This is a genomic window from Cupriavidus basilensis (assembly GCF_000832305.1).
Classification (GTDB): domain Bacteria; phylum Pseudomonadota; class Gammaproteobacteria; order Burkholderiales; family Burkholderiaceae; genus Cupriavidus; species Cupriavidus basilensis_F.
Genome location: NZ_CP010537.1, coordinates 3,377,742 through 3,398,144 on the forward strand (window position 1 = coordinate 3,377,742; position 20,403 = coordinate 3,398,144).

Genomic DNA, 20,403 nt, shown 5'->3' on the forward strand with positions numbered 1-20,403 from the left:
TCCCCCCTGAACCGCTTTGCGGTTGGGCAGCCAGGCAAGAGGTTCGGAAGCGAATCATCTCCTTCGCCCCCGTCGGGCCAATATGACGGCGCTTGGACGGGAGTATGTCCCTGGCAAGCCTGCAATGCTCACTCTCGATGTTCAGCAACCGATTCGATCTTCGCTTGCATCAATAACCACAGAGGTAGACTTCGTTGAACGCGACGCCGAAGTCAAACCGTCGTCATCGCACAGCTCCCTCACCACGCACGACGAAAACGGGCAAGAAGTGAAAATCCTGAGCGACAACATGCCGTTCGGCCGCCCCGGCGCGGGCCCGAGGCGGCATTCCTGCGGCTCAGAGAATCATTGGTCTGTCGCTCAACTCGTTCTTGCCGCTGGCCTGCGCGGGAAAATGCCTGCCCAGATGCCGGCTGATGGCCTGAACGCCGGCGATAACACCACGTTGATACTCAGCGCGTCGGAAGGCAGCCTCCATTTCCCTGCAAACGACATCCCACTCACCGGGCTCGACCTTCGCGTGGATGCCACGGTCAGCAACAATTTCAACGCTGCGATCTGCCAGCAATAGGTAAATCAGGACACCATTGTTATGTTCTGTATCCCAGACGCGCAACTGAGAGAAGACTTCGACGGCACGCGCGCGCGCCAGCCCCCCCTTGAATAGGCTCGTGAGGCTCAGCGCCCCCTCCACCGCAAAACAGAGCTGTCCGATATGTGTCGACTCGCTTTCTGCAATGGCTTGCTCGATTGCGCGCAGGGTCTCCTGCGGGAAGGCTTGCCTGACCTGCCAGTGAGTCATCAGCAGATGCCTAACGATGCGTTTGACGTTTTCCATCACCACTTGCCCGAGGCACCGCCGCCGCCAAAGCCGCCGCCACCGCCACCGAATCCCCCAGAGCCCGAGCGGCCACCCGAGCGGCCCCCGATACCCAGCAAGCCCATGTGCCCGCCGCCCAGCAGCGTAAACAAGAGCGCGATTGCCGCCGCAACGATGGCAGCAAAGATGGCGCCGGAAAGCATCCACGCGACCACACCGACGGCGCCACCGGTCGCGACTGCACCCGGGAACCTCCCCAGCATGGACCGCAATACCCCACCCAGAACCAGAGTGAGCACAAGAAGGATTGGCATCAGTTGCCGGACAGTGTCCCCCCTATCCCCTGCCGTTTCCTTTGGCGGTGGCAGTGGCTCCCCTCCGATAACCCCAAGCATGCGGTCAACGCCTGCCGCCACGCCGCCGTAAAAATCGCGCTGCTTGAATCGAGGCACGATATCCTCACTGATGATGCGCTTGCTCGCAGCGTCAGTCAGGACGCCTTCGAGGCCGTAGCCCACCTCAATACGAAGCGTGCGGTCATCCTTGGCAATGATGAGCAGTGCGCCGTCATCTACGCGCTTGCGTCCCAGCTTCCATTGCTCAACCACGCGAAGGGAGTACTGCTCGATGGTTTCAGGTTGGGTGGTGGGAACGATGAGAATCGCAACTTGCGCTCCCTTCTTTGCTTCGAAGGCCTGCAGCGTCTGGTCCAGGGACGCCTGCTGCTCGCGCGTGAGCGTGCCAGTCATGTCCGTCACTCGCGCGGTCAACGGCGGAACAGCAACATCGGCAATGGCCCCGAGAGACGCAAAGGCTGTCAGTGCTAGAAGCAGGCCTCGTGCTGCCGAGAGCAGGTTCACTTGGCACCCCCAGGGGCGCTGGCCGGCGTCGCACCGAATCCAACTTGTGGTGGCTTGGCGATACCCGCTTCGTCGGCGACACTGAAATTTGGTTTTACCTTATAGCTAAACACCATCGCCGTCAGATTCGAAGGAAACGCACGCACAGTCACGTTGTAGGCCTGTACGGCCTGAATATATCGATTTCGCGCAATGGAAATCCTGTTCTCAGTGCCTTCGAGCTGGGCCTGCAGGTCGCGGAAACCAGCATCCGCCTTCAGCTGAGGGTAGTTCTCCGATACGGCGAGAAGCCGGGACAGGGACCCGGAGAGTTGTTGCTGGGCGGCCTGGAACTGGGCAAACGCCTGCGGGTCGTTGAGCAGCGCGGGCGTGGCCTGGATTGAACCGACGCGAGCACGGGCTTCAGTCACCTGCGTCAGCACTTCCCTTTCGTGGCTTGCGTAGCCTTTGACGGTATTCACCAGATTTGGTACCAGGTCCGCGCGACGTTGGTACTGGTTCACCACCTCGGACCAACCCGCCTTAACCTGCTCATCCTGCGACTGGATGGTGTTATAGCCACATCCTGTGAGGCTAGCTGCGAGCAGTACAACAAGCACCGACCATATTCTGCGCACGAGACACCTCCTGCCTCTGGCGGCCCTCCTGACAAGCCGCATGAGTCTGCTAATCCACTAAAACGCCCCCCGCGATGAGCACGCGCCGCCGCAAGCCGGGTTTCTATACTCATACTAGGCTGTGTGGATGACAGGTATCTTGACTTCGCTCAACAATGGGGTACTCCCTCACACCGGGGCTTCCAGGACGACGTGCCAATTACATTCAGGCTCACCGAACCACGTGCTTGGGCACCTCAGGGCGCGGCATAGAATGAGTACGGGGGGGTGACCGCGTGAAGGAGGTTTGGCATGCTGGCCTCGGAGAACATTGCGCTTTCCATCGCGAAGGCGCCATCACAGTGGGACGCGCGCACTGAGATGTGCGAGCACAAGGGTATTGGTCATCCGGACAGTATTTGCGACGGTGCGGTCGAGGCTGGCGCCCGCGCCCTATGCCGGGCTTACCTCGAGACCTACGGGTCAATCCAGCATTTCAATCTCGACAAGGCGCTGCTGATTGGCGGCATGAGTGCACCGAAATTCGGAGGCGGTGAGCTGCTGCGCCCAATGCGATTGATAGTCTCCGGCCCGGTGACCAACCTGCCGTCGGCCACGGCTGAGGCAGTCGTTGAGCAGGCCATTCGCGAGTACCTGACAGCAAGCTTAGGCGGGATTGGCAATACGATTCACATCGAGCTCGTTCTGCGCCCTTCGGCTCCGAACCTCCGGCGGGTGACTGGCTACTCCGTCCCTCTGTCCAACGACACGTCCTTTGGTGTCGGCTATGCGCCATACTCCAGCCTTGAAAGCTCGGTGCTGTCTGTCGCGCACCTTCTCAACTCAAGTGGATTCAGGGACGCTTTCAAGGCGGCAGGCCACGACTACAAGGTCATGGGAAGTCGACTGGATGCGCATCACCGCCTCACCGTTGCTCTCGCGTTTGTCGACCAAGATGTGCACCGCGTCGAGGAATACTTCACGCTGAAGAATGAAATTACGTCGCTTCTTGCCAGGCACATCCGTCCTTTATGCGAGATTGAAATCAATACCCTGGACGACCCCGCTGCCCGCGACGAAAGCGGACTCTACCTGACCGTCACAGGCCTGAGCGCGGAACACGGTGACGACGGTGAAGTGGGTCGTGGGAACCGGGTCAATGGCTTGATTACACCCTATCGACCCATGTCGCTGGAGGCTGCGGCGGGGAAGAACCCGGCTTCGCATGTCGGCAAGCTCTACAACGTGTTAGCCCATCGGCTGGCAGCGCATATTGAGGCCAACGTGGATGGCGTGGATGTCGTCTTCATCCGGCTGCTGTCTTCGATTGGGCGCCCAATCGACCAGCCGCAACTGGTCGCAATCGATGTGACCGCGGCAGATGGGCTCTCGACCGCCCGACAACAGCAAATCCGTTACCTCGTTGGGCAGCAACTGGCGGAGCTCCCCGCCTTGGTAAAGGAACTGGTCAGCGGAACGGCGCCAGTCTTTTAGGTCCGCAATCCCGGCCCAGTCTGCTTGCCATCGGTGCCGGCAGGACTTCTCTAACGTCGTCTGCCCATTCTTGCGCTGTTCCGCGTTCAACGCCGCCGCACCCACGGCACCAAATCATCGCAGTTGCAGCATTTCTTGATTCGCATCAAGAGACAAAGCCGATGGGAGCCGATACTGAGAATGCAAATCATGCGTTGCAGGCTGCTACTCGCCATAGGCAGAGGATGTGATGCCCACGAGCTCCGCTACCCCCTATGGGGACAAATACGGCGTTACCGATGCGCAGACGGCCCCGGCGACCGCCCAAGGCACAGCCGCGCCCCCGCAACGGGTGCGGGACCCGGTTTGCGGCATGGGAATCTCCCCCGGGGAAGCCGCTGCCAGCACGGAGGTTGACCAGAAGCAGAAGCGCTACTGGTTCTGCTCGCATTGCTGCGAACAGGTCTTCCTCGCCAAGGACCCCATCTGCGGGATGATCGTCGACAAGGCGACGGCCCTAGCCACCGAGCGAGGCAACCGCAAGTACTACTTTTGTGGTGAGAGTCACCTTCGAACTTCCGACTCGCCAGAGAGCGAGATGAAAGCAATCACGGACTGGATTTCCGATGGCTTCAGACATCCCGACCGCTGACATGGTGGTCCGTCATCTATCCGGCCATCGTGTTCGCGGTCGGGTTCTTCGCCGCCGGCGCCTTCTTTGCGTGGCTACAGAATATGCTGCGAGGAAACGACTGACCCAGGAACCCGAACCGTTGCCACGGCAAAGGTACAGCACCCCGCACGTTTGCCGACCTAACCTCACCTCTGGACCGACTCCCGGCCGCCACACGGCCGTTTGCTAAGAAGATAAGAGGCCCCCAATGGAACCGCGTCAACAACAGTTCTCCCTCTTGTACGTACTTGCGGCAGCCGTGATGATGCTTGCCATACAGAGCTACATAGGCACCTCTCATATCGAAACCCTGCCATACAGCGATTTCAAGGTCCTGCTCAAGGCCGGCAAGCTCAAGAACGTCGCGCTTGGGGAGGCGGCCATCACGGGTACGCTCAGCACTGAGGGCATCGATAAATTTCTTCCCAAGCAGCAGGTCGACGAGATGCTGCGCGAGGGGAAAGGCGACCATCAGTTTTCCACGCTCCGGGTCAATGACCCCAATCTGGTTCAAGACCTCGAAGCGGCCAAAGTACGCTTCGTCGGGGAAGCCGATAGCAAGTGGATTGGCGTCCTGCTCTCGTGGATTGTGCCGGCGCTCCTGTTCTTTGCAATCTGGAGCTTCATGATTAAGCGTATGGGCGGGGCCGCCAGCGGGATGCTGGAGATTGGGAAGAGCAAGGCCAAGGTCTATATGCAGAAAGAAACTGGCGTGACCTTTGCCGATGTCGCTGGCATCGACGAGGCCAAGGAGGAGCTCTCTGAAATCGTGAACTTCCTGAAGGACCCTCAGCGCTACAGACGCCTCGGCGGCAAGATTCCAAAGGGTGTGTTGCTGCTGGGGGCACCGGGTACCGGCAAAACCCTTCTCGCGAAGGCCGTTGCCGGAGAAGCTGGTGTGCCTTTCTTCAGCTTGAGCGGCTCCGACTTCGTTGAGATGTTCGTTGGCGTGGGCGCAGCACGGGTGCGCGACCTGTTCAACCAAGCCGAGAGCAAGGCGCCCTGCATCATCTTCATCGACGAACTCGACGCGCTGGGCAAAACCCGCGCGTTCAATGCAATGGGCGGCAATGAGGAGCGCGAGCAGACGCTGAACCAGTTGTTGGTGGAGATGGACGGCTTCGATACCAATAAGGGGGTCATCATTATGGCGGCCACCAATCGTCCTGAGATTTTGGACCCCGCCCTGTTGCGTCCAGGGCGGTTTGACCGCCATGTCGCACTCGACCGTCCAGACCTGAAAGGCCGCGAGCAGATTCTCAAGGTCCATGTCAAAAACGTTGTCCTCGCCCCCACCGTTGAGCTAACAAAATTGGCGGCGCGCACACCTGGATTCGCCGGAGCCGACCTCGCCAACCTCGTCAACGAGGCCGCGTTGCTGGCGGCTCGCAAGGGGGAGGATGCGGTGGAGATGACCGACTTTGATGAGGCACTGGACCGCATTGTTGGCGGGTTGGAAAAGAAGAACCGTGTGATGAATCCTCAAGAAAAGGAAACCATTGCCTACCACGAAGCGGGTCATGCCATCGTGGCGGAGTCGCGGCCACGCGCTGACCGTGTCTCGAAAGTTTCCATCATTCCGCGTGGTGTGGCCGCGCTTGGTTATACGCAGCAAACACCGACGGAGGACCGCTATCTACTGAAGCAGAGCGAACTGCTTGACCGACTTGATGTGCTGCTCGGTGGCCGCGTCGCCGAGCAAATTGCTTTTGGGGATGTGTCGACCGGTGCACAGAACGATTTGCAGCGCGCCACCGACATGGCGCGCCAGATGATTACCCAGTTTGGGATGAGTGAACAGCTTGGACTGGCAACCTATGAGGAAATGCGAAATCCCATGTTCATGGGCGCTGGCATGATGCCACGAGAGCGCAAGGAATACAGTGAAAGCACGGCGCAGATGATTGATACCGAGGTCAGACAGATTCTGGCCGATGCGAACGGGCGAGTGAAGCAAACACTGCTGGCAAATCGGAACAAACTCGACGCACTGGCCAAGCTACTGCTCGAGCAAGAGGTCGTAGACCGGTCTGCCCTCGACTTGCTGCTATCCGACAAAGTTACCCCGCTGACGCCGGGAAAGCATGCTGCAGAGACCGCCGAAACACCAGACCCACGGACGCGGAACAATGAAAAAAACGAAGGCAAGTAACCAAGAGGATGACGCTGAAGTCAGTTCCATTTCGCATGGCGAATACGAAGAGGAACTGCATTTACTTCAGATTGAGCTGGTGAAACTGCAAAGGCACTTCCTCTGCTGCAACGACCGGATACTGGTCATTTTCGAGGGGCGAGATGCCTCCGGGAAGGACGGAACGATTAAGCGCATCGTGGAGCATCTCAGTCCGCGCGAAACGCGAGTGGTCGCGCTCGGGAAGCCATCCGACCGCGACCGAGGCTCATGGTATTTCCAACGATTTGCGGCGGAGTTGCCTGCCGCCGGAGAATTCACGCTCTTTAATCGCAGTTGGTATAACCGGGCAGGTGTCGAGCACGTGATGGGCTTTTGCACTGACGCGGAGCACGAGGAGTTCATGTCTAGCGTCCTTGAGTTCGAAGGCATGCTGGTTCGTTCTGGCATTCGTCTCATCAAATACTACCTGGACATCACCAAGCCGGAACAGAAGAAGCGACTTGAGGACCGCCGGCGCGACCCGCTAAAGCAATGGAAGATAAGCCCCATCGACGAGCAGGCAGTCTCGCTTTGGAATAAGTACAGCAAGGCTCGAAACGAGATGTTTGCCCGCACCAACGCTGTCGTGCCATGGAACGTCGTCAGCGCAGACGATAAACGCCTGGCGCGCCTCAATGTCATCAAGGATTTGCTGCATCGTCTTCACTATGCGGACAAGGATGAGCAGCTGATTCGCCCACGTCGGCAGATTGTGTTTCCCTATGCAGATGAACACCTGCTGAGCGGAGCCATTGCGAAATGAGCCAATAGTCACACATGGCGGTGCCGGCCTAGGTGGCAAGATGAAGACCAGCATCATTGAAGTCGGCGGGTTCTTATCCGTCCTGAGTGCGCGTGGTCCGGTAACAAGTAACTGTGGATGTTGAGATTGACAAGCCTGATGTTCGCCGTAGTGGTCTTGTATCGACGCCCAGAACCTTTCCTGTGCCGAACGGCCTGGGCGGTTCGGGAGACGCAACGGAAGAGCCCGTGCAGGTTAGCCCGCACCGGCACGCATGCATGCATGCGTGCATTAAATCTTCGCCTTCCGCAGCCGCAATGCATTTGAGACTACCGAGGCAGAACTAAGACTCATCGCCAGCGCAGCAATCATGGGAGATAGCAACCAACCGGTAGACGCGTACAACACCCCTGCGGCAAGCGGCACCCCCAAAGCGTTGTAGACAAAGGCAAATCCGAGGTTCTGCTTCATGTTCCAGATTGTTGCCTCTGACAACTCCCGCGCGCGGGCAATGCCACGCAGGTCTCCTTTGACAAGCGTCACTTGCGCACTGTTCATCGCGACATCGGTGCCCGTGCCCATGGCAATGCCCACATCGGCCTTCGCGAGCGCCGGCGCGTCGTTGATGCCGTCGCCGGCCATCGCAACAACTCTGCCTTCCGCCTGGAACTTCGAGACCAGCGCCAGCTTGTCGGCCGGCTTCACCTCGCCGTGGAACTCGTCAATACCCAGCTTTGCGGCCACCGACTTGGCCGTCACCACGCCGTCCCCAGTGGCCATCACAACCCGAATGCCCACCTCTCTCAGCCTGGCGAGCGCTTCGGGCGTAGTGGGTTTCACGGGGTCTGACACGGCGAGAATCCCTGCCAGCTTTCCATCAACGGCAAGATACATGACGCTTGCGCCCTGGGCGCGTAGGGTGTCACCCTCGCCGGCTAGGGAATCCGTACCAATGCCTTCGGCTTGCATCAGCGCGGTGTTGCCAAGCGCCAGCTTCCTGCCGGCGACAATCCCTCGCACCCCAATGCCCGTGCCAGATTCGAAGTTCTCTGCCTTCTGAAGTACTAGATTGCGCTGGCGAGCCGCCTCAACAATAGTGGCGGCAAGAGGATGCTCGCTGCCCTGGTCGAGGCTTGCGGCCAGCCGAAGAACTTCCTCTTCCGTGAAACCGTTCGCGCCAATCGCGCGTTCGAACGTGGGACGACCTTCAGTCAGGGTGCCGGTCTTGTCGACAATCAGCGTGTCCACCTTCCGTAGATTCTCAATGGCCGCCGCATCACGAAACAGCATACCGTTCGATGCACCTTTTCCGCTCGCCACCATAATAGACATCGGCGTAGCTAGTCCAAGCGCACACGGGCATGCAATGATGAGAACAGCGACAGCATTGATGAGGCCATACACCCAGCTCGGCTCTGGACCGAAGAAGCCCCAAGCGAAGAAGGTAATCAGCGCGATACCGACCACCGCCAGAACGAACACCCCGGCCACCTTATCGGCCATCCTCTGCATCGGCGCCTTGGAGCGTTGTGCCTGTGCGACCATCTGAATGATTTGCGACAGCACTGTCTGAGAGCCGACTTTCTCGGATTTGATGACGAGGCTGCCGGACGTGTTCATCGTCGCACCAATGACGTGGTCGCCCACCCGCTTGGTAACAGGAATCGGCTCCCCGGTAATCATCGATTCATCCAGCGAGCTCGAGCCCTCGGTCACAACGCCGTCCACCGGCACTTTCTCGCCTGGCCGTACGCGAAGCGTGTCCCCAACGTGGACATGTGTCAGCGGCACGTCTTCCTCGGTACCGTCCGCATTGATGCGCCGTGCTGTCTTTGGTGCCAGGCCGAGCAGCGACTTGATAGCAGCCGACGTTTGCGACCGTGCCTTCAACTCCAGCAACTGGCCAACCAGCGTCAACGAAATGATGACGGCGGCGGCCTCGAAATACACACCGATTCGACCGTGGGCCGCGAAGGCCTCGGGAAAGACGCCAGGAGCGACCGTTGCAATCACGCTGTAGAGATACGCGGCGCCGGTGCCAAGTCCAATCAGGGTCCACATGTTTGGGCTGCGATTGATGAATGACTGCATGCAGCGCTGGAAGAACGGCAGCCCCGCCCAGAGGACCACGGGAGTGGCGAGAAGCAGCTCCACCCAACTCTGGGTAGACACCTCCATTAGGTCAAGCTGATGCCCGAACATCGCCAGAATGAACACGACGACCGTCAGCGGGAGCGTCCACCAGAAGCGATGACTGAAATCGACAAGTTCTGGATTTTCCTCCTCGTCTAGACCTGGGATTATCGGCTCCAGTGTCATGCCGCATTTCGGACAGTTCCCCGGGTGGTCTTGCCGAATCTCCAGATGCATCGGGCAAGTGTAGATAGTGCCTTCCGAGGCGAAGGCAACCGAGGCGTCCACTGCGGGAGCGATGTACTTGAGAGGCTCGGCCTCGAATTTCTTCTGGCACGATTCACTGCAAAAGAAGTAGCGGACCCCATCGTGCTCGCTATGGAAATGCGAATCCGCTGTGACCGACATACCGCAGACCGGGTCATTCAGTTGCGTCGCGGCATCCGGGGCGGCGTGGCCATGGTTGTGCTCACACCTCACGTGGCTTTCAGGAGCGGAAGGGTTCGAATTACCGTGCTGATGATGAGAGCCATGGTCATGCTCGTTACCCAAAGATTGCCCACCGCTCGCGTGTTGGTTGTGGGAGTCCGTATCCTTACCGCGTTGGTCGCTCATCTGAAGTGCTCCAGGTCATTCGTCGCGCCGCGCGTCAACTTGCTCGCCCCTCGCCGTCGCCAGCCTCGCGTTTCAGCTACGACCGGCATTACCACCGTGGAACAGATGCATGAGCTTGCACAGCAGAATTAGAGCATACGGCCACGACGTTACAATATGATTCGAATGTTCGCGTCCGACAAACATTATGGATTCCGTTAGCTGACGTGCACACCCAACTTGCGCGCCCGGCGTTCAGCCGAATAACTCGCCTTCGGTCCCGAGTACCATCTCGTGCTCCTCTTTGCCTGCGTTCTTGACGTTGAAGCGAATGGTCTCTCCTCTCTCCTCTCTTCACCGTAATCACGGCGGGGGTGAAGCGCATATCGTCGGTCATCTCAACATTGATGCTCCGACTCACTTTCTTCGGGTCCCCTGGCTTGCCGAAGGCTGTCACCCCACCACCACCGTGCCCGTGGCTGTGCCGCCATGCCGGCTGGTCGCCGGCTGCGAACACCACGCCTGACAGCGCCGTGGCAGCGGTGAATGCTGCCAGTTGGCAACTTCATCGATGGCTTCATTGAGCCTCGCCTTCAATTGATGCCTGATTGTGAAAACACAGGACAACTTAGGACGTACCTGGCAGCGGGCTCGCTACCAGCACCGTAGCAGCAACCAATACCCCTGCTAGCACCCACGACTCCACATATAGAATGGCGGCGAAGCGCCTGATTTGGCGAGCGAGAGACACGGATGACCCGCTTTTCAACGAGGCCAACAAACGAGGCATTTCAAAGAACCGATTGTGCCCCCCGAGAGCCGCAGCAGCTACCGCGAGGGAAACCTTCAGCACGAGCAGTTGCCCGTACGCCGAGCCGAGCAAATTGCCGGGCGGACCTACTCCTCGCCACCCGTTATAGGCTCCGGTGACAAAGAGCGCGATAAGCGCGTACGTGGCCGTATCGGATAGCGATTGAATGAAAGACGCACCGTTCTGGTGGTCACCCTGTGAAGCCTCGGCCATCTTCGGCGCCACCATGAACGCGGCGACCCACACGATGCCAACCCAAGTACTAACGGCCAGAAGATGAATCCAATCGGCCCAAACCGGCAGACTGAACGCGCCAGCGTCCACGGGATGGCCCGAATGGCTTCGGCTCAGTGCAAAACCCGCAAGCCCAAGCCCCTGAGCCAGTTGGCAGCCAAAGGCGCTTCCGGTCCAAGGGAAGAACGAAATGAGGGTGACAAAAAGCATGAAGGCAGCGCCAATACCCCAAGCGCGACCGAATTCCGTTTCCGTCAGCATCGAGCGCACCGCCGGCCAGGCGTCTGCCAGCGAAGACTCGCTCATCAGCGCGCAATGTATCCAGAAGGCGAGTACGCCTGACAGCAGCGCAACGATGGCACTGCCCCTGAATGCCCGCACCAACCGTCGGCTGACATCGGCTTGCCACGGCGACGGGGAACGAGCCAGCCAGCGCTCGCTCAACAAGGTACCGACGAGCAAGGCAAAACTGAGGTTCTGCAGTGCCGTCAATGCAAGCCGCGAGATGCCAAGGAGACCGTCATTCATCACTTCACCGTGAATTTATAGTCGCCCTTGACCTTGTGCCCGTCGTGCGTCATGACGGTCCAGTGCACGGCATAGGAACCCGACGACAGTTTCGGGACAGCAACCGTCAGCACACGCGGATTCGACGCGTCGACTTTGGCTTTCTCCTTGCTAACGACTGTGCCGCTGGCGTCGGCAACGCTCACATTGCTGAATGCCGGCTCCAGGTCTTCATTGAACGTCAGTCGAAGTGGACCCGCCAGCGCGTCAACCGTGCTACCCGCAGCCGGGTCTGCGCCTTCGAGTTTGCCGTGTGCAGATGCGATGGCGGGCGACAGTCCGATAGCGGCGGCGGTCGCGAGGCCCATCAGCGTTTTCCGGGTCAGTGCTTTCATGTGTATTCTTCCTCTGTGATTTCGGGCAGGTCATGGCGGCCGGGAGCCGGCCGCCTTTCGCAGGAGCGCTTACTGCACCTGAAGCTTGGTGACAGTCAGTGCACCATTCAAATCCTCGGCAACGAAGTCAATCTTGTCGCCAACCTTTACTTGCGAAATCATGGCCGGCTCTTTGACCCTGAAGACCATCGTCATCCCTTCCATCCCGAGGTTTTCCAGCGGACCATGCTTGATAGTGAGCTTCCCGCTAGCGGCGTCGACCTTCTTGACCTCGCCGTGCGACATGCTCCCGGCGGTTGAACTTGCCTTGTGACCTGAGCTACCGCTCATGTCCATGTCGCCTGCGCCAGCAAACGCGGAGGCCGAGCACGCGAGTGCCAAGCCAACAACAATCGATACAAATCCCTTCTTCATGACTCTTACTCCGATAGTTGAACGATAGACGCGAACCGGATACGCTCCGGCCCGTTGAAATCAGCGTTACGGCAGTTCGCCGGTGTACTCATAGGCGACTGTTCCTTTCGGATGCTTGTACCAACCCGGGTCTTTGTAGTCATTCCGTCCCAGACCTTCTCGCACCTTGAGTACAGTGAACATGCCACCCATCTCAACCGGACCGAAGGGACCTTGCCCGGTCATCATCGGCAAAGTGTTGTCTGGCAACGGCATCTCCATTCCCCCCATGTCAGACATACCGGCTTCTCCCATCGCCATGTAATCGGGCACGAGCTTGCTCATCTTCTTGGCAAGGTCCTTCTGCTTAACCCCGATCATGGTGGGGACCTGGTGCCCCATGGCGTTCATGGTGTGATGCGACTTGTGGCAATGGAAAGCCCAGTCACCGGGATTGTTGGCCACGAACTCAATCGCGCGCATCTGCCCGACTGCAACGTCGGCCGTCACCTCGGGCCAGCGAGCGGCCTTGGGGACCCAGCCCCCGTCCGTGCCCGTCACTTCGAAGTCAACTCCATGCAGGTGAATTGGGTGATTCGTCATGGTGAGGTTGCCGATACGGATACGCACACGGTCACCGAGGCGCGCGGGCAACGAGTCGATACCGGGGAACACGCGGCTGTTCCACGTCCACATATTGAATTCAGTCATGGTAGCGACGCGCGGCGTGTACGAGCCCGGGTCGATGTCGTAGGCAGACATCAGGAACACGAAGTCGCGGTCGACTCGCATGAACGACTGGTCTTTCGGATGCACGACGATAAAGCCCATCATGCCCATCGCCATCTGCACCATTTCATCTGAATGGGGGTGATACATGAACGTGCCGGACTTGCCCATGACAAATTCATAGACAAAGGTCTTGCCCGGTTTGATATGCGGCTGCGACAGTCCACCCACCCCATCCATACCGGAAGGCAGGATGACACCATGCCAGTGAACCGTGGTGTGCTCCGGCAATTTATTCGTCACGAAAATGCGGACCTTATCCCCTTCCACGCATTCGATGGTCGGCCCCGGACTCTGCCCGTTGTAGCCCCAGAGATGGGCTGTCATCCCTGGTGCGAATTCGCGCTCGACCGGTTCGGCAATAAGGTGAAATTCCTTCCAGCCATTGCGCATGCGCCAGGGTAACGTCCAGCCGTTGAGCGTTACCACGGGGTTATAGGGCCGTCCCGATGAAGGAAGGAGTGGAGGCTGCGTGGCAGCGCCGGATTGCAGAGGTGCTTCCGGCAGCGATGCCGCACCGGCTTTGGACACCACGGCGGCACCGAGCATGGCGGCACCGGAGCCTTGTAGGAATTGTCGACGGGAAACCATGGTTACTGTCCTTTTCCGTTCGGCACGGTCATCTGTTTGATCTGTGGCGTGGCAGCCGCGTCGGCTTGTACGGGTAGCGCGCCCCCAAGCGAGCGTTGAAGGTCCGTCTCGGCCACCCAATAATCGCGAAGGCTGCCGATGTAGGTATTGACGCCGTCCACCTGCGCGCGCGTTTCGACCAGAAGCTCAAACACGCTAGCCAGCATGCCGTTGTAACGCAGCATCATTTCATCAACGATGGCCTTGCGCACCGGCACGACTTCATCGCGGTAGTGCCTGGCGATGTCGTAGCTCGTCTGGTAGCTCGCATAGGACTCGCGAACTTCCGAGCGCGCATTGATTGCGGTCTGCGCGAGTTGGTTCACGGCGAGCATATAAACCGCTTCGGCACGCGCCACACGGGCGCTTCCCCAATCAAACAGCGGAATCTGCACGCTGATTTCGTAACCTGTCTCAGGCGGTGTATTCGATAGACTGTTGCGCAGGTAGCCCACGTCCAGGACGTTGATAAAGCGTGTGGCCTTGGTTAGTCCGAGCGACGAAGCAACGCTCTGCGTCTGCAGCTTGCCGGCCTGAATATCGAGGCGGTTCTGCATGGCGTAGCCTTCGAGCTCCCCGAGTTCTGGCCGTTCCTTTGGCAGGTCCGGCAAGCGGTCTGGCAGCGTGAAATTCGCGCCGGTGCCCCACAATCCAATGGCGCGAACGAGTTTTTCCCGGTCGGAGATGGCTTGACGCCTGGCCCGCGCAAGCGCACCGGCGGTATCGGCGTAGAACGCCTGCTCGCGCGCCAGGTCGAGCTTGCTGAAGTTGCCAGCGGCCGCCAGGCGTCTCGCAAATTCTGCCCCCGCTTCGGCGCTCTCATTCACTTGCCCGGCGTACAGCGAAAACTGCTGTGCCGCGACGGCATTGACGTAGGCCTTGCGCGCTTCGGCTGCAACCTTCACGGTCTCATTGGCGACCAATAGCTTCGTCTGCTCATAACGCTTGCCTTCAATCTGGGAGATGAAGGGCAAAGTCAGGACGTTAAAGAAGGCGAGAGTAAAGGTCCGCTCGATCGACAGGTCGCTCCCTGCATGCTTGCGGCTGAAAGTAAAACCTGGATTAGGCAAGCGGCTGGCTTGTACATAGTCGGCCTCGGAGATGCCAAGTTCGGCATAGGTGGCCTGCAAGCCTCGGTTGTTGAGCAGCGCCAGTTGTACTGCACCATCCATCGTCAAAGGCTGCGCAAGCAATTCCTGGGAGCGCTTGTATACGCTGTCCTGGTCCTCTTCTGACCTGACCCAAGCAACGTCTTTGCCGAGCCGCTCCTTGGCAACAGAGGAGACGGAATTGAAGCCACCGTCCTTTGAGAACGTGGCACAACCGCCCAGGAACACAGAAGCGGCCAGCGCCAATGCGCCAAGCCTCAAGGCTTGTATTGCTCTAATTGACATTGCAAGTCCTTGCATCACATCTTGTGGTCCGAGTGGTCGGCCGGCCCCGCCGGCATGGGGTGGACCCGCTCAGCCCCGGCGGGCGCCGGCTTGGGCATCTTCATGGTGCCCATGCCGCCTGCTCGGGCGCCGCTCGCCGGAGAGACAGCGGCATTGGTGTCCTTCCAAGGCGCCACCTTGGGCTCCTTGTAGGGAACGTATTCATCGAAGGTGCGCGGCACCTTGAGCGTGGTGGTGGGCGCGTTGGGGTCAAGCGGGTCCGGTCGCGGCGACGACGCCTGCGCATAGACGGACGCCCAGACGACCGCCAGGCTGGCGCCAGCCAGCATGCGTGTCAGAGACATGTCAAACCTTGTGAGTGTGAAGCTTTGAGTGCCGCGTTATCCACAATTCTGTGGCAACGCACGATGAGTGCGCCCAAAAAATGGACGCACCTAGGGCATCAGACGACCGAGGCAGGCGGACGCTGGAGCGCGTCCGGGATGTGACTGACAAAGGCTTCCATCAGGCTCGAAGGAACCTGTGCTGGCGCATTGTCGAGGTGAACAAAAAGAGGGAATGCATAGGGGACGACCGAGCAAAGCGAACAAGCGGCGCAGCCTGGGCACGCATGACCTGCATGCTTTCCAGATTTGCCCTGCTGCTTAATATCCGCATCGCTCATGTGCGCGATGCAGTGGTCGTCGTCTCCATCGGACGATACCGTGATGACGCCTTCATGGACAGCAGACTGGACCCGCACTGCGCTCGCATAAGCCTGCGTCGCGCCTTTTACCATCATCGTGGCCGCAGTCACCCCTTGCAGCGGAAGTGCTGCAATCAGGAGCAAGAGAAGGAAACGTGAGACCAGTCGAAGCATCGGGGGCGATAACGGCCTTATGGCTGCAGACCTCTAGTTTAGCGGATGCGCGCTGCCGCTCCAATAGGAGTCGCCTGCGAGACACGACTTGCCCGCTATCGGAAAAGGGGTTGACCCTGCCATAGCGGGAAGGTCTAAGGCGGGGCAGCGCACGGCCGGCCATCAAAGCCCCCCCCCGCGGGCAGGTGAATTGGCCGGCATTACCCAGAGCAGACTGAACTCCTACGGCTTCATCATGCCGCCGCCCATCCCCTGTCGGTCCATCATCATCTGCATCATTTCCTGCATCATCTCCATACGCTGGCCCATCATGTCGTGACACATGGGCATGTGCTCCGCCATGTCCGCCTGGTTCATCGGCATTTTTCCCTGCATGGCGCCACGACCCTGCATCATCGGCATCGTGCTGTGCATTAGGGCCATACTATCCTGCATTACCTTAGCCTGCTCCGCCATCAGTGCCTGACGCTCTTCCGGCGTCTTGGCTCTCGACAGCCGTTCGTGCAGCGCACGCATATGTGCAATCTGCGCGTCCATGTCGGCATTCCTCTGCGCGGCATCCTTCGGCGCTGGACGCTTTGGTGCCGTCCCCTTCTGTGGTGCAGTAGCGGCAGCCTGCGCATGGCTATGGTCATGCGCAGCATCGGCTGGCTGCGGACCGGCCGAAAGCGCTAGCGGCGCCCAGATAAGCGCCGAAACCGCGATAAGAATGGGGGCTGATAGATTTCCGGACATGGTGCCGTTCTCGCTTGGTGGGTATCTAAGACGCGATAGCGCGTATTTTTTAATCTACTCGCATATGCCAAAAGGGCCTTGATTGATATCAAGCTTGAGAAACCTGAGCACAACATGCGCGAGTCCGGACTCGGTCAGAGGAAGCCGGAAAACAGTACTTGACCTTACCTCCATGGGAACGTCCATATTCGCAAACATGAGGACGTGTTTGCGGTGTTCAAAAGAGCTTCCCATGAGAAGGAACTCGAGTTGGCGACGACATTCTCCTCGCGCTATGAAAACATAGCGCGCCGGCGGAAGGATGCGCAGCAGCTCGACCTTGCCTATCTCCTCCTCGCCGCGTCCTGCCAGGAGGGTGACTTACCTCAAAAAACGCCATCATCCTGCGACGGGAAATCGGAACCACCAGTAGGCAAGACGGCCGAGGAGCGGTTGGTTTCCATGCCATCTCGCCCGGAAGGGGATGGGACGAACGATACAGGCAGAGAATGAAGCGATTTTGGCGTGTGGATACTTGCAGCTGCTCTGCGCTATGGGCGTCCGTCATGCCATCTTCGGCATCTTGCGCTGCTAGCACGGCGGATTCGCCCCCTCCTCAAACGACACGCTGGCGCAAGGCCTTAGCCGACCGTTGAACTTTACGAGTTCTGCATTTTGATTTTTACAGGACTCTTTCTGAAGGAGAAGTTCTTGGTAAACGTAGATATCGGGTTTATCCCTTTCCCACCTGAGTTACCGCTTTCCGGCCAGATAGTGTCGAGAAGATGAGGAACCCGAGCGGTACCAGCACCAGGCTGTAGCTGAGCCATATCCCGTACACACCCTCCGGACCATAGGGCTCCGTCAGGTCATGCCAGTGTTTATTGTTGACGAGCGGCAACCTTCCAGCCTCCGAAAACTCATGTACGGCATAGATGGCCAACTGAATGGAGAACAGCACCATGAAGACGGCCGTGACCTGAAAGAACAGCGAAAGATTGACTCGTCGTCCGTATCGGCTCCACGCCCAGGCCAAGGCACCCGCGCAAGCCAAGCCCAGCAGACCACCCAAGGCCAGTTGACCCGTGGCCGCGCCAGCCGCGAGGGAGGCAATCATCGTGGCCGCCTCGACGCCTTCACGTCCGACCATCAGGAGCACGAAGGCAAAAACAGCAAGCCAGGGGCCCGCCGCTTTCTCGTCAGAGACTTGGGAAAGCCGGTTTCGGATTTCTCCTGCCATGGCTTTGCCGTGCCGGAGCATATGCCAAGTACAAGAAACCACGAGGGCACCAGCCAACAGCGCCAGCCACCCCTCCGCGAGCGGGCTGATGCCACCTACGCGGAACAACACGAGCCCAAGTACCGCCGACATCACAAGGGCAGCGAGGACGCCAGTCTTGGCCGCGCCCGCAAGGTGCTGGCGCCCGGTCTTCTGCAGGAATGCGAAGGTGATAGCGGCAATAAGAAACGCCTCCACACCTTCTCGAAAGGTAATCATGAGCATCGCGAACATCGTGGCCCTCGTCCGGCATCGCAAACAATAACAAGAATCATTACAATATAGCGCAAACGAAAAGTCTGTGTGGAATTAAGGAGGACGGTGACACACCTGCGTCAATGTTATTTTTGCGGCACATCACACCCAACAAAAACCCGCAACAACCCGCACAGGTCGGAGTAATGAACCGTTTCCACGCCAACGCTGCTGCCTTGACCAACGTGTCCTCGACAGGTGCGTGCTCTGCGCTCAGGAAGGAGCCACCGTGGGGCCACTCACGTGGAAACAAGATGCGGTTGGTAGATTCCATGGCCCCAAAGAATTCCGTTAGGAATGCAGGACTGAGCAGCGTGATGGCTCCTATGAAACAACCTGCTCAAGACCGTGGTGACCGACTGGTGCTTCAGCCAACCAGGGAATGAGCGCACAACGCGTCGCGAGCTTGTCTGCGACACGCCTGACAAACGGCACCTCATACGCCCCACGCTGGCAAAGCAGGGGGTTGTGTGTACCGCTGGCCAGCAGGGACTGATTAATTACCCATGCAAATGGCTCAATACCAGCCCGCGCAAGGTCACCTTGCAGGCGCTCCGCTTCATGGACGGGTGTCGCTTCTGGCAGCGTCACAATCAGAACCCGCGTGTACTTTTTGTCGCGCAGGCGCGGGAGTAGTTGGCGCACTGATTCTGGCATATCGCCTTGAGTACGCATGACTTCCCGATGATAGGCTTCAGCCGCATCGAGAAGCAGGATGGTGTGGCCTGTGGGGGCGGTGTCGAGCACGACAAATCCATCCTTACCTTCATCCACGGTCCGGGCAAAGGCTCTGAAGATGGCGATCTCCTCCGTGCATGGCGAGCGCAAGTCCTCCTCCAGCATTGCGCGACCGCCAGCATCCAGGCTCTTTCCCGCCTTCTCCAGAACCTCACGCGTGTATTGTGCGACTTCGTGCTCAGGGTCGATGCGAGTCACCGTCAGCCCGGGAACGTCGCCATCCATGGCTGCTGCCACATGCGCGGCTGGGTCGGTCGTCGAGAGCACGACCTTGCCTCCCCGCTTCGCAAGCGACAAGGCAATAGCCGCAGCCACCGTGGTCTTTCCGACGCCGCCTTTACCCATGGTCATGATGACACCGTGGCCTCCTTGAGCAATTTCCTCAATCAGACTGGCTAATCCGGGGGGCAACGGTGTCTGCGGCATTGTCTCCGAGGTTGCAGCAGACTCTGCACGCTCGGGATGAGCCATCAGTCGAAGGGCGTCCAATCCAACCGTACCTTTAGGTAGGAAGGGAATCGTTGTTCTGGTCAGACCGGCCAGCGCATCTGGTATGTTTGCCAGGGCCTCCCTGGCACGCTGCGACATAGCCAAGGCAATAGCATCGTTCGTTTGTTCTGTCGTAAAGAGCCCGTTAATGGCCAACGTGAGATTCCGAACCCCCAGTTCGGCCAACTCCCCACGGGTGCGATTGGCTTCGCGAAAAGAGGACACTTCCGGTCGGCTGACCAAAACGACGGTGGTTTCTGCCGGATTCGATAGGCGCTCCACCGTCGCCGCGTACAACGCCTTTTGCTTCTCCAGACCCGCTAGCGGCCCGAGACAAGAGGCTCCTCCCGTCGAGGAACCGATGAACTCGTTCCACGCGGTTGGTAACGTCAGAAGGCGAAGCGTATGCCCGGTGGGAGCCGTGTCAAAAATCACATGGTCGAATTCTGCCGTTGCCTGGGGGTCTCCCAGAAGCTTCGAGAACTCATCGAATGCCGCAATTTCAACAGTACAGGCGCCGGAGAATTGTTCCTCCATGCTTTGAATCGCTGCGGCCGGCAGAACGCCCCGATAGGGGGTCACCATGCGTTCTCGATAGGCGCGGGCTGAGGCTTCCGGGTCAATATTCAACGCAAAAAGACCTGCTGCGCCTGGAATGGCGGTCGGCACCTGGCTCAACGCAACACCCAATACCTCGTCCAGATTGGAGGCCGGGTCGGTGCTGACAATCAACACGTTCTTCCCAGCTTCGACCAAGGCGAGGCCCGTGGCACAGGAGAGCGAGGTTTTGCCGACGCCGCCTTTGCCCGTGAAAAACAGATAGCGCGTTGCGGTATTTGGCAATGTCATTTG

18 protein-coding genes and 2 pseudogenes are annotated in these 20,403 nt (G+C 59.1%); 5 read left to right on the top strand and 15 right to left on the bottom strand.

Going from position 1 to position 20,403, the window contains the following annotated elements; genetic code table 11:
* Window positions 1-205: 205 nt before the first annotated feature.
* Window positions 206-316: pseudogene (locus RR42_RS41370) on the top strand (peroxidase); the annotation flags it as partial.
* A gap of 21 nt (window positions 317-337) precedes the next feature.
* On the opposite strand, the gene RR42_RS35315 reads toward RR42_RS41370, so the two are convergent.
* Genes RR42_RS35315 through RR42_RS35325 form a run of 3 tightly spaced genes read right to left on the bottom strand, consistent with a single transcriptional unit; the run spans window position 338 to window position 2,297 of the window.
* The gene (locus RR42_RS35315) at window positions 338-838 is read right to left on the bottom strand and encodes a TPM domain-containing protein (protein ID WP_043356877.1); all 501 of its coding nucleotides are present in this window, start codon (window positions 836-838) and stop codon (window positions 338-340) included.
* Entirely contained in the window at window positions 838-1,680 is an 843-nt protein-coding gene (locus RR42_RS35320) for a TPM domain-containing protein (RefSeq protein ID WP_043356878.1), read from the bottom strand. The genes RR42_RS35315 and RR42_RS35320 overlap by 1 nt, the downstream gene beginning before the upstream one ends.
* On the bottom strand, window positions 1,677-2,297 hold the full coding sequence (locus RR42_RS35325; RefSeq protein WP_043358492.1) for a LemA family protein: 621 nt from the start codon (window positions 2,295-2,297) through the stop codon (window positions 1,677-1,679). The genes RR42_RS35320 and RR42_RS35325 overlap by 4 nt, the downstream gene beginning before the upstream one ends.
* A 291-nt stretch (window positions 2,298-2,588) precedes the next feature.
* Between RR42_RS35325 and RR42_RS35330 the strand changes: the two genes are divergently transcribed.
* From RR42_RS35330 to ppk2, 4 genes and pseudogenes are all read left to right on the top strand, one after another.
* Window positions 2,589-3,770, top strand: coding sequence for a methionine adenosyltransferase (locus tag RR42_RS35330; RefSeq protein WP_043356882.1), 1,182 nt, complete (start codon window positions 2,589-2,591; stop codon window positions 3,768-3,770).
* Between the two features lie 229 nt (window positions 3,771-3,999).
* A pseudogene (locus tag RR42_RS35335) lies at window positions 4,000-4,359 on the top strand (heavy metal translocating P-type ATPase); the annotation flags it as partial.
* A 271-nt stretch (window positions 4,360-4,630) separates the two neighbouring features.
* Window positions 4,631-6,574, top strand: coding sequence for an ATP-dependent zinc metalloprotease FtsH (gene ftsH, locus RR42_RS35340; protein WP_043356889.1), 1,944 nt, complete (start codon window positions 4,631-4,633; stop codon window positions 6,572-6,574).
* Complete coding sequence (ppk2, locus tag RR42_RS35345; protein ID WP_043356891.1) at window positions 6,552-7,358, top strand: polyphosphate kinase 2; 807 nt, start codon at window positions 6,552-6,554, stop codon at window positions 7,356-7,358. Before ftsH ends, ppk2 begins: the two co-directional genes overlap by 23 nt.
* A 270-nt stretch (window positions 7,359-7,628) precedes the next feature.
* Here the strand turns inward: ppk2 and RR42_RS35350 are convergent, their stop codons facing one another.
* From RR42_RS35350 to arsA, 12 genes are all read right to left on the bottom strand, one after another.
* Window positions 7,629-10,085, bottom strand: a complete 2,457-nt coding sequence (locus RR42_RS35350; RefSeq protein ID WP_043356893.1) for a heavy metal translocating P-type ATPase — start codon at window positions 10,083-10,085, stop codon at window positions 7,629-7,631.
* Between the two features lie 72 nt (window positions 10,086-10,157).
* The gene (locus tag RR42_RS41885) at window positions 10,158-10,271 is read right to left on the bottom strand and encodes a DUF2933 domain-containing protein (RefSeq protein WP_082055220.1); all 114 of its coding nucleotides are present in this window, start codon (window positions 10,269-10,271) and stop codon (window positions 10,158-10,160) included.
* A 421-nt stretch (window positions 10,272-10,692) separates the two neighbouring features.
* Window positions 10,693-11,637, bottom strand: coding sequence for a copper resistance D family protein (locus RR42_RS35355; RefSeq protein ID WP_043356895.1), 945 nt, complete (start codon window positions 11,635-11,637; stop codon window positions 10,693-10,695).
* A complete protein-coding gene (locus tag RR42_RS35360; protein WP_043356896.1) occupies window positions 11,637-12,011 on the bottom strand; it encodes a copper resistance CopC family protein in 375 nt (124 codons plus the stop codon). Before RR42_RS35360 ends, RR42_RS35355 begins: the two co-directional genes overlap by 1 nt.
* Before the next feature lie 69 nt (window positions 12,012-12,080).
* Window positions 12,081-12,425 (bottom strand): copper-binding protein, encoded by a 345-nt coding sequence (locus RR42_RS35365; protein ID WP_043356899.1) that lies wholly within the window; start codon window positions 12,423-12,425, stop codon window positions 12,081-12,083.
* Window positions 12,426-12,491: 66 nt separating this feature from the next.
* Window positions 12,492-13,784, bottom strand: a complete 1,293-nt coding sequence (locus RR42_RS35370) for a copper oxidase (protein WP_043356901.1) — start codon at window positions 13,782-13,784, stop codon at window positions 12,492-12,494.
* 2 nt (window positions 13,785-13,786) lie between these two features.
* Window positions 13,787-15,217 (bottom strand): TolC family protein, encoded by a 1,431-nt coding sequence (locus RR42_RS35375; protein ID WP_052495190.1) that lies wholly within the window; start codon window positions 15,215-15,217, stop codon window positions 13,787-13,789.
* 14 nt (window positions 15,218-15,231) lie between these two features.
* A complete protein-coding gene (locus tag RR42_RS38040) occupies window positions 15,232-15,561 on the bottom strand; it encodes a hypothetical protein (RefSeq protein ID WP_144410046.1) in 330 nt (109 codons plus the stop codon).
* Window positions 15,562-15,659: 98 nt separating this feature from the next.
* On the bottom strand, window positions 15,660-16,046 hold the full coding sequence (locus tag RR42_RS40295) for a hypothetical protein (protein WP_144410047.1): 387 nt from the start codon (window positions 16,044-16,046) through the stop codon (window positions 15,660-15,662).
* A gap of 252 nt (window positions 16,047-16,298) precedes the next feature.
* Window positions 16,299-16,811 carry a hypothetical protein gene (locus tag RR42_RS38155; RefSeq protein ID WP_043356905.1) on the bottom strand — a complete coding sequence of 171 codons (513 nt, stop codon included), beginning with the start codon at window positions 16,809-16,811 and terminating at the stop codon, window positions 16,299-16,301.
* A gap of 712 nt (window positions 16,812-17,523) precedes the next feature.
* Window positions 17,524-18,303 carry an FTR1 family protein gene (locus RR42_RS35400; protein ID WP_043356909.1) on the bottom strand — a complete coding sequence of 260 codons (780 nt, stop codon included), beginning with the start codon at window positions 18,301-18,303 and terminating at the stop codon, window positions 17,524-17,526.
* Between the two features lie 345 nt (window positions 18,304-18,648).
* On the bottom strand, window positions 18,649-20,400 hold the full coding sequence (gene arsA, locus RR42_RS35405; protein WP_043356911.1) for an arsenical pump-driving ATPase: 1,752 nt from the start codon (window positions 20,398-20,400) through the stop codon (window positions 18,649-18,651).
* Between the last annotated feature and the right edge of the window lie 3 nt (window positions 20,401-20,403).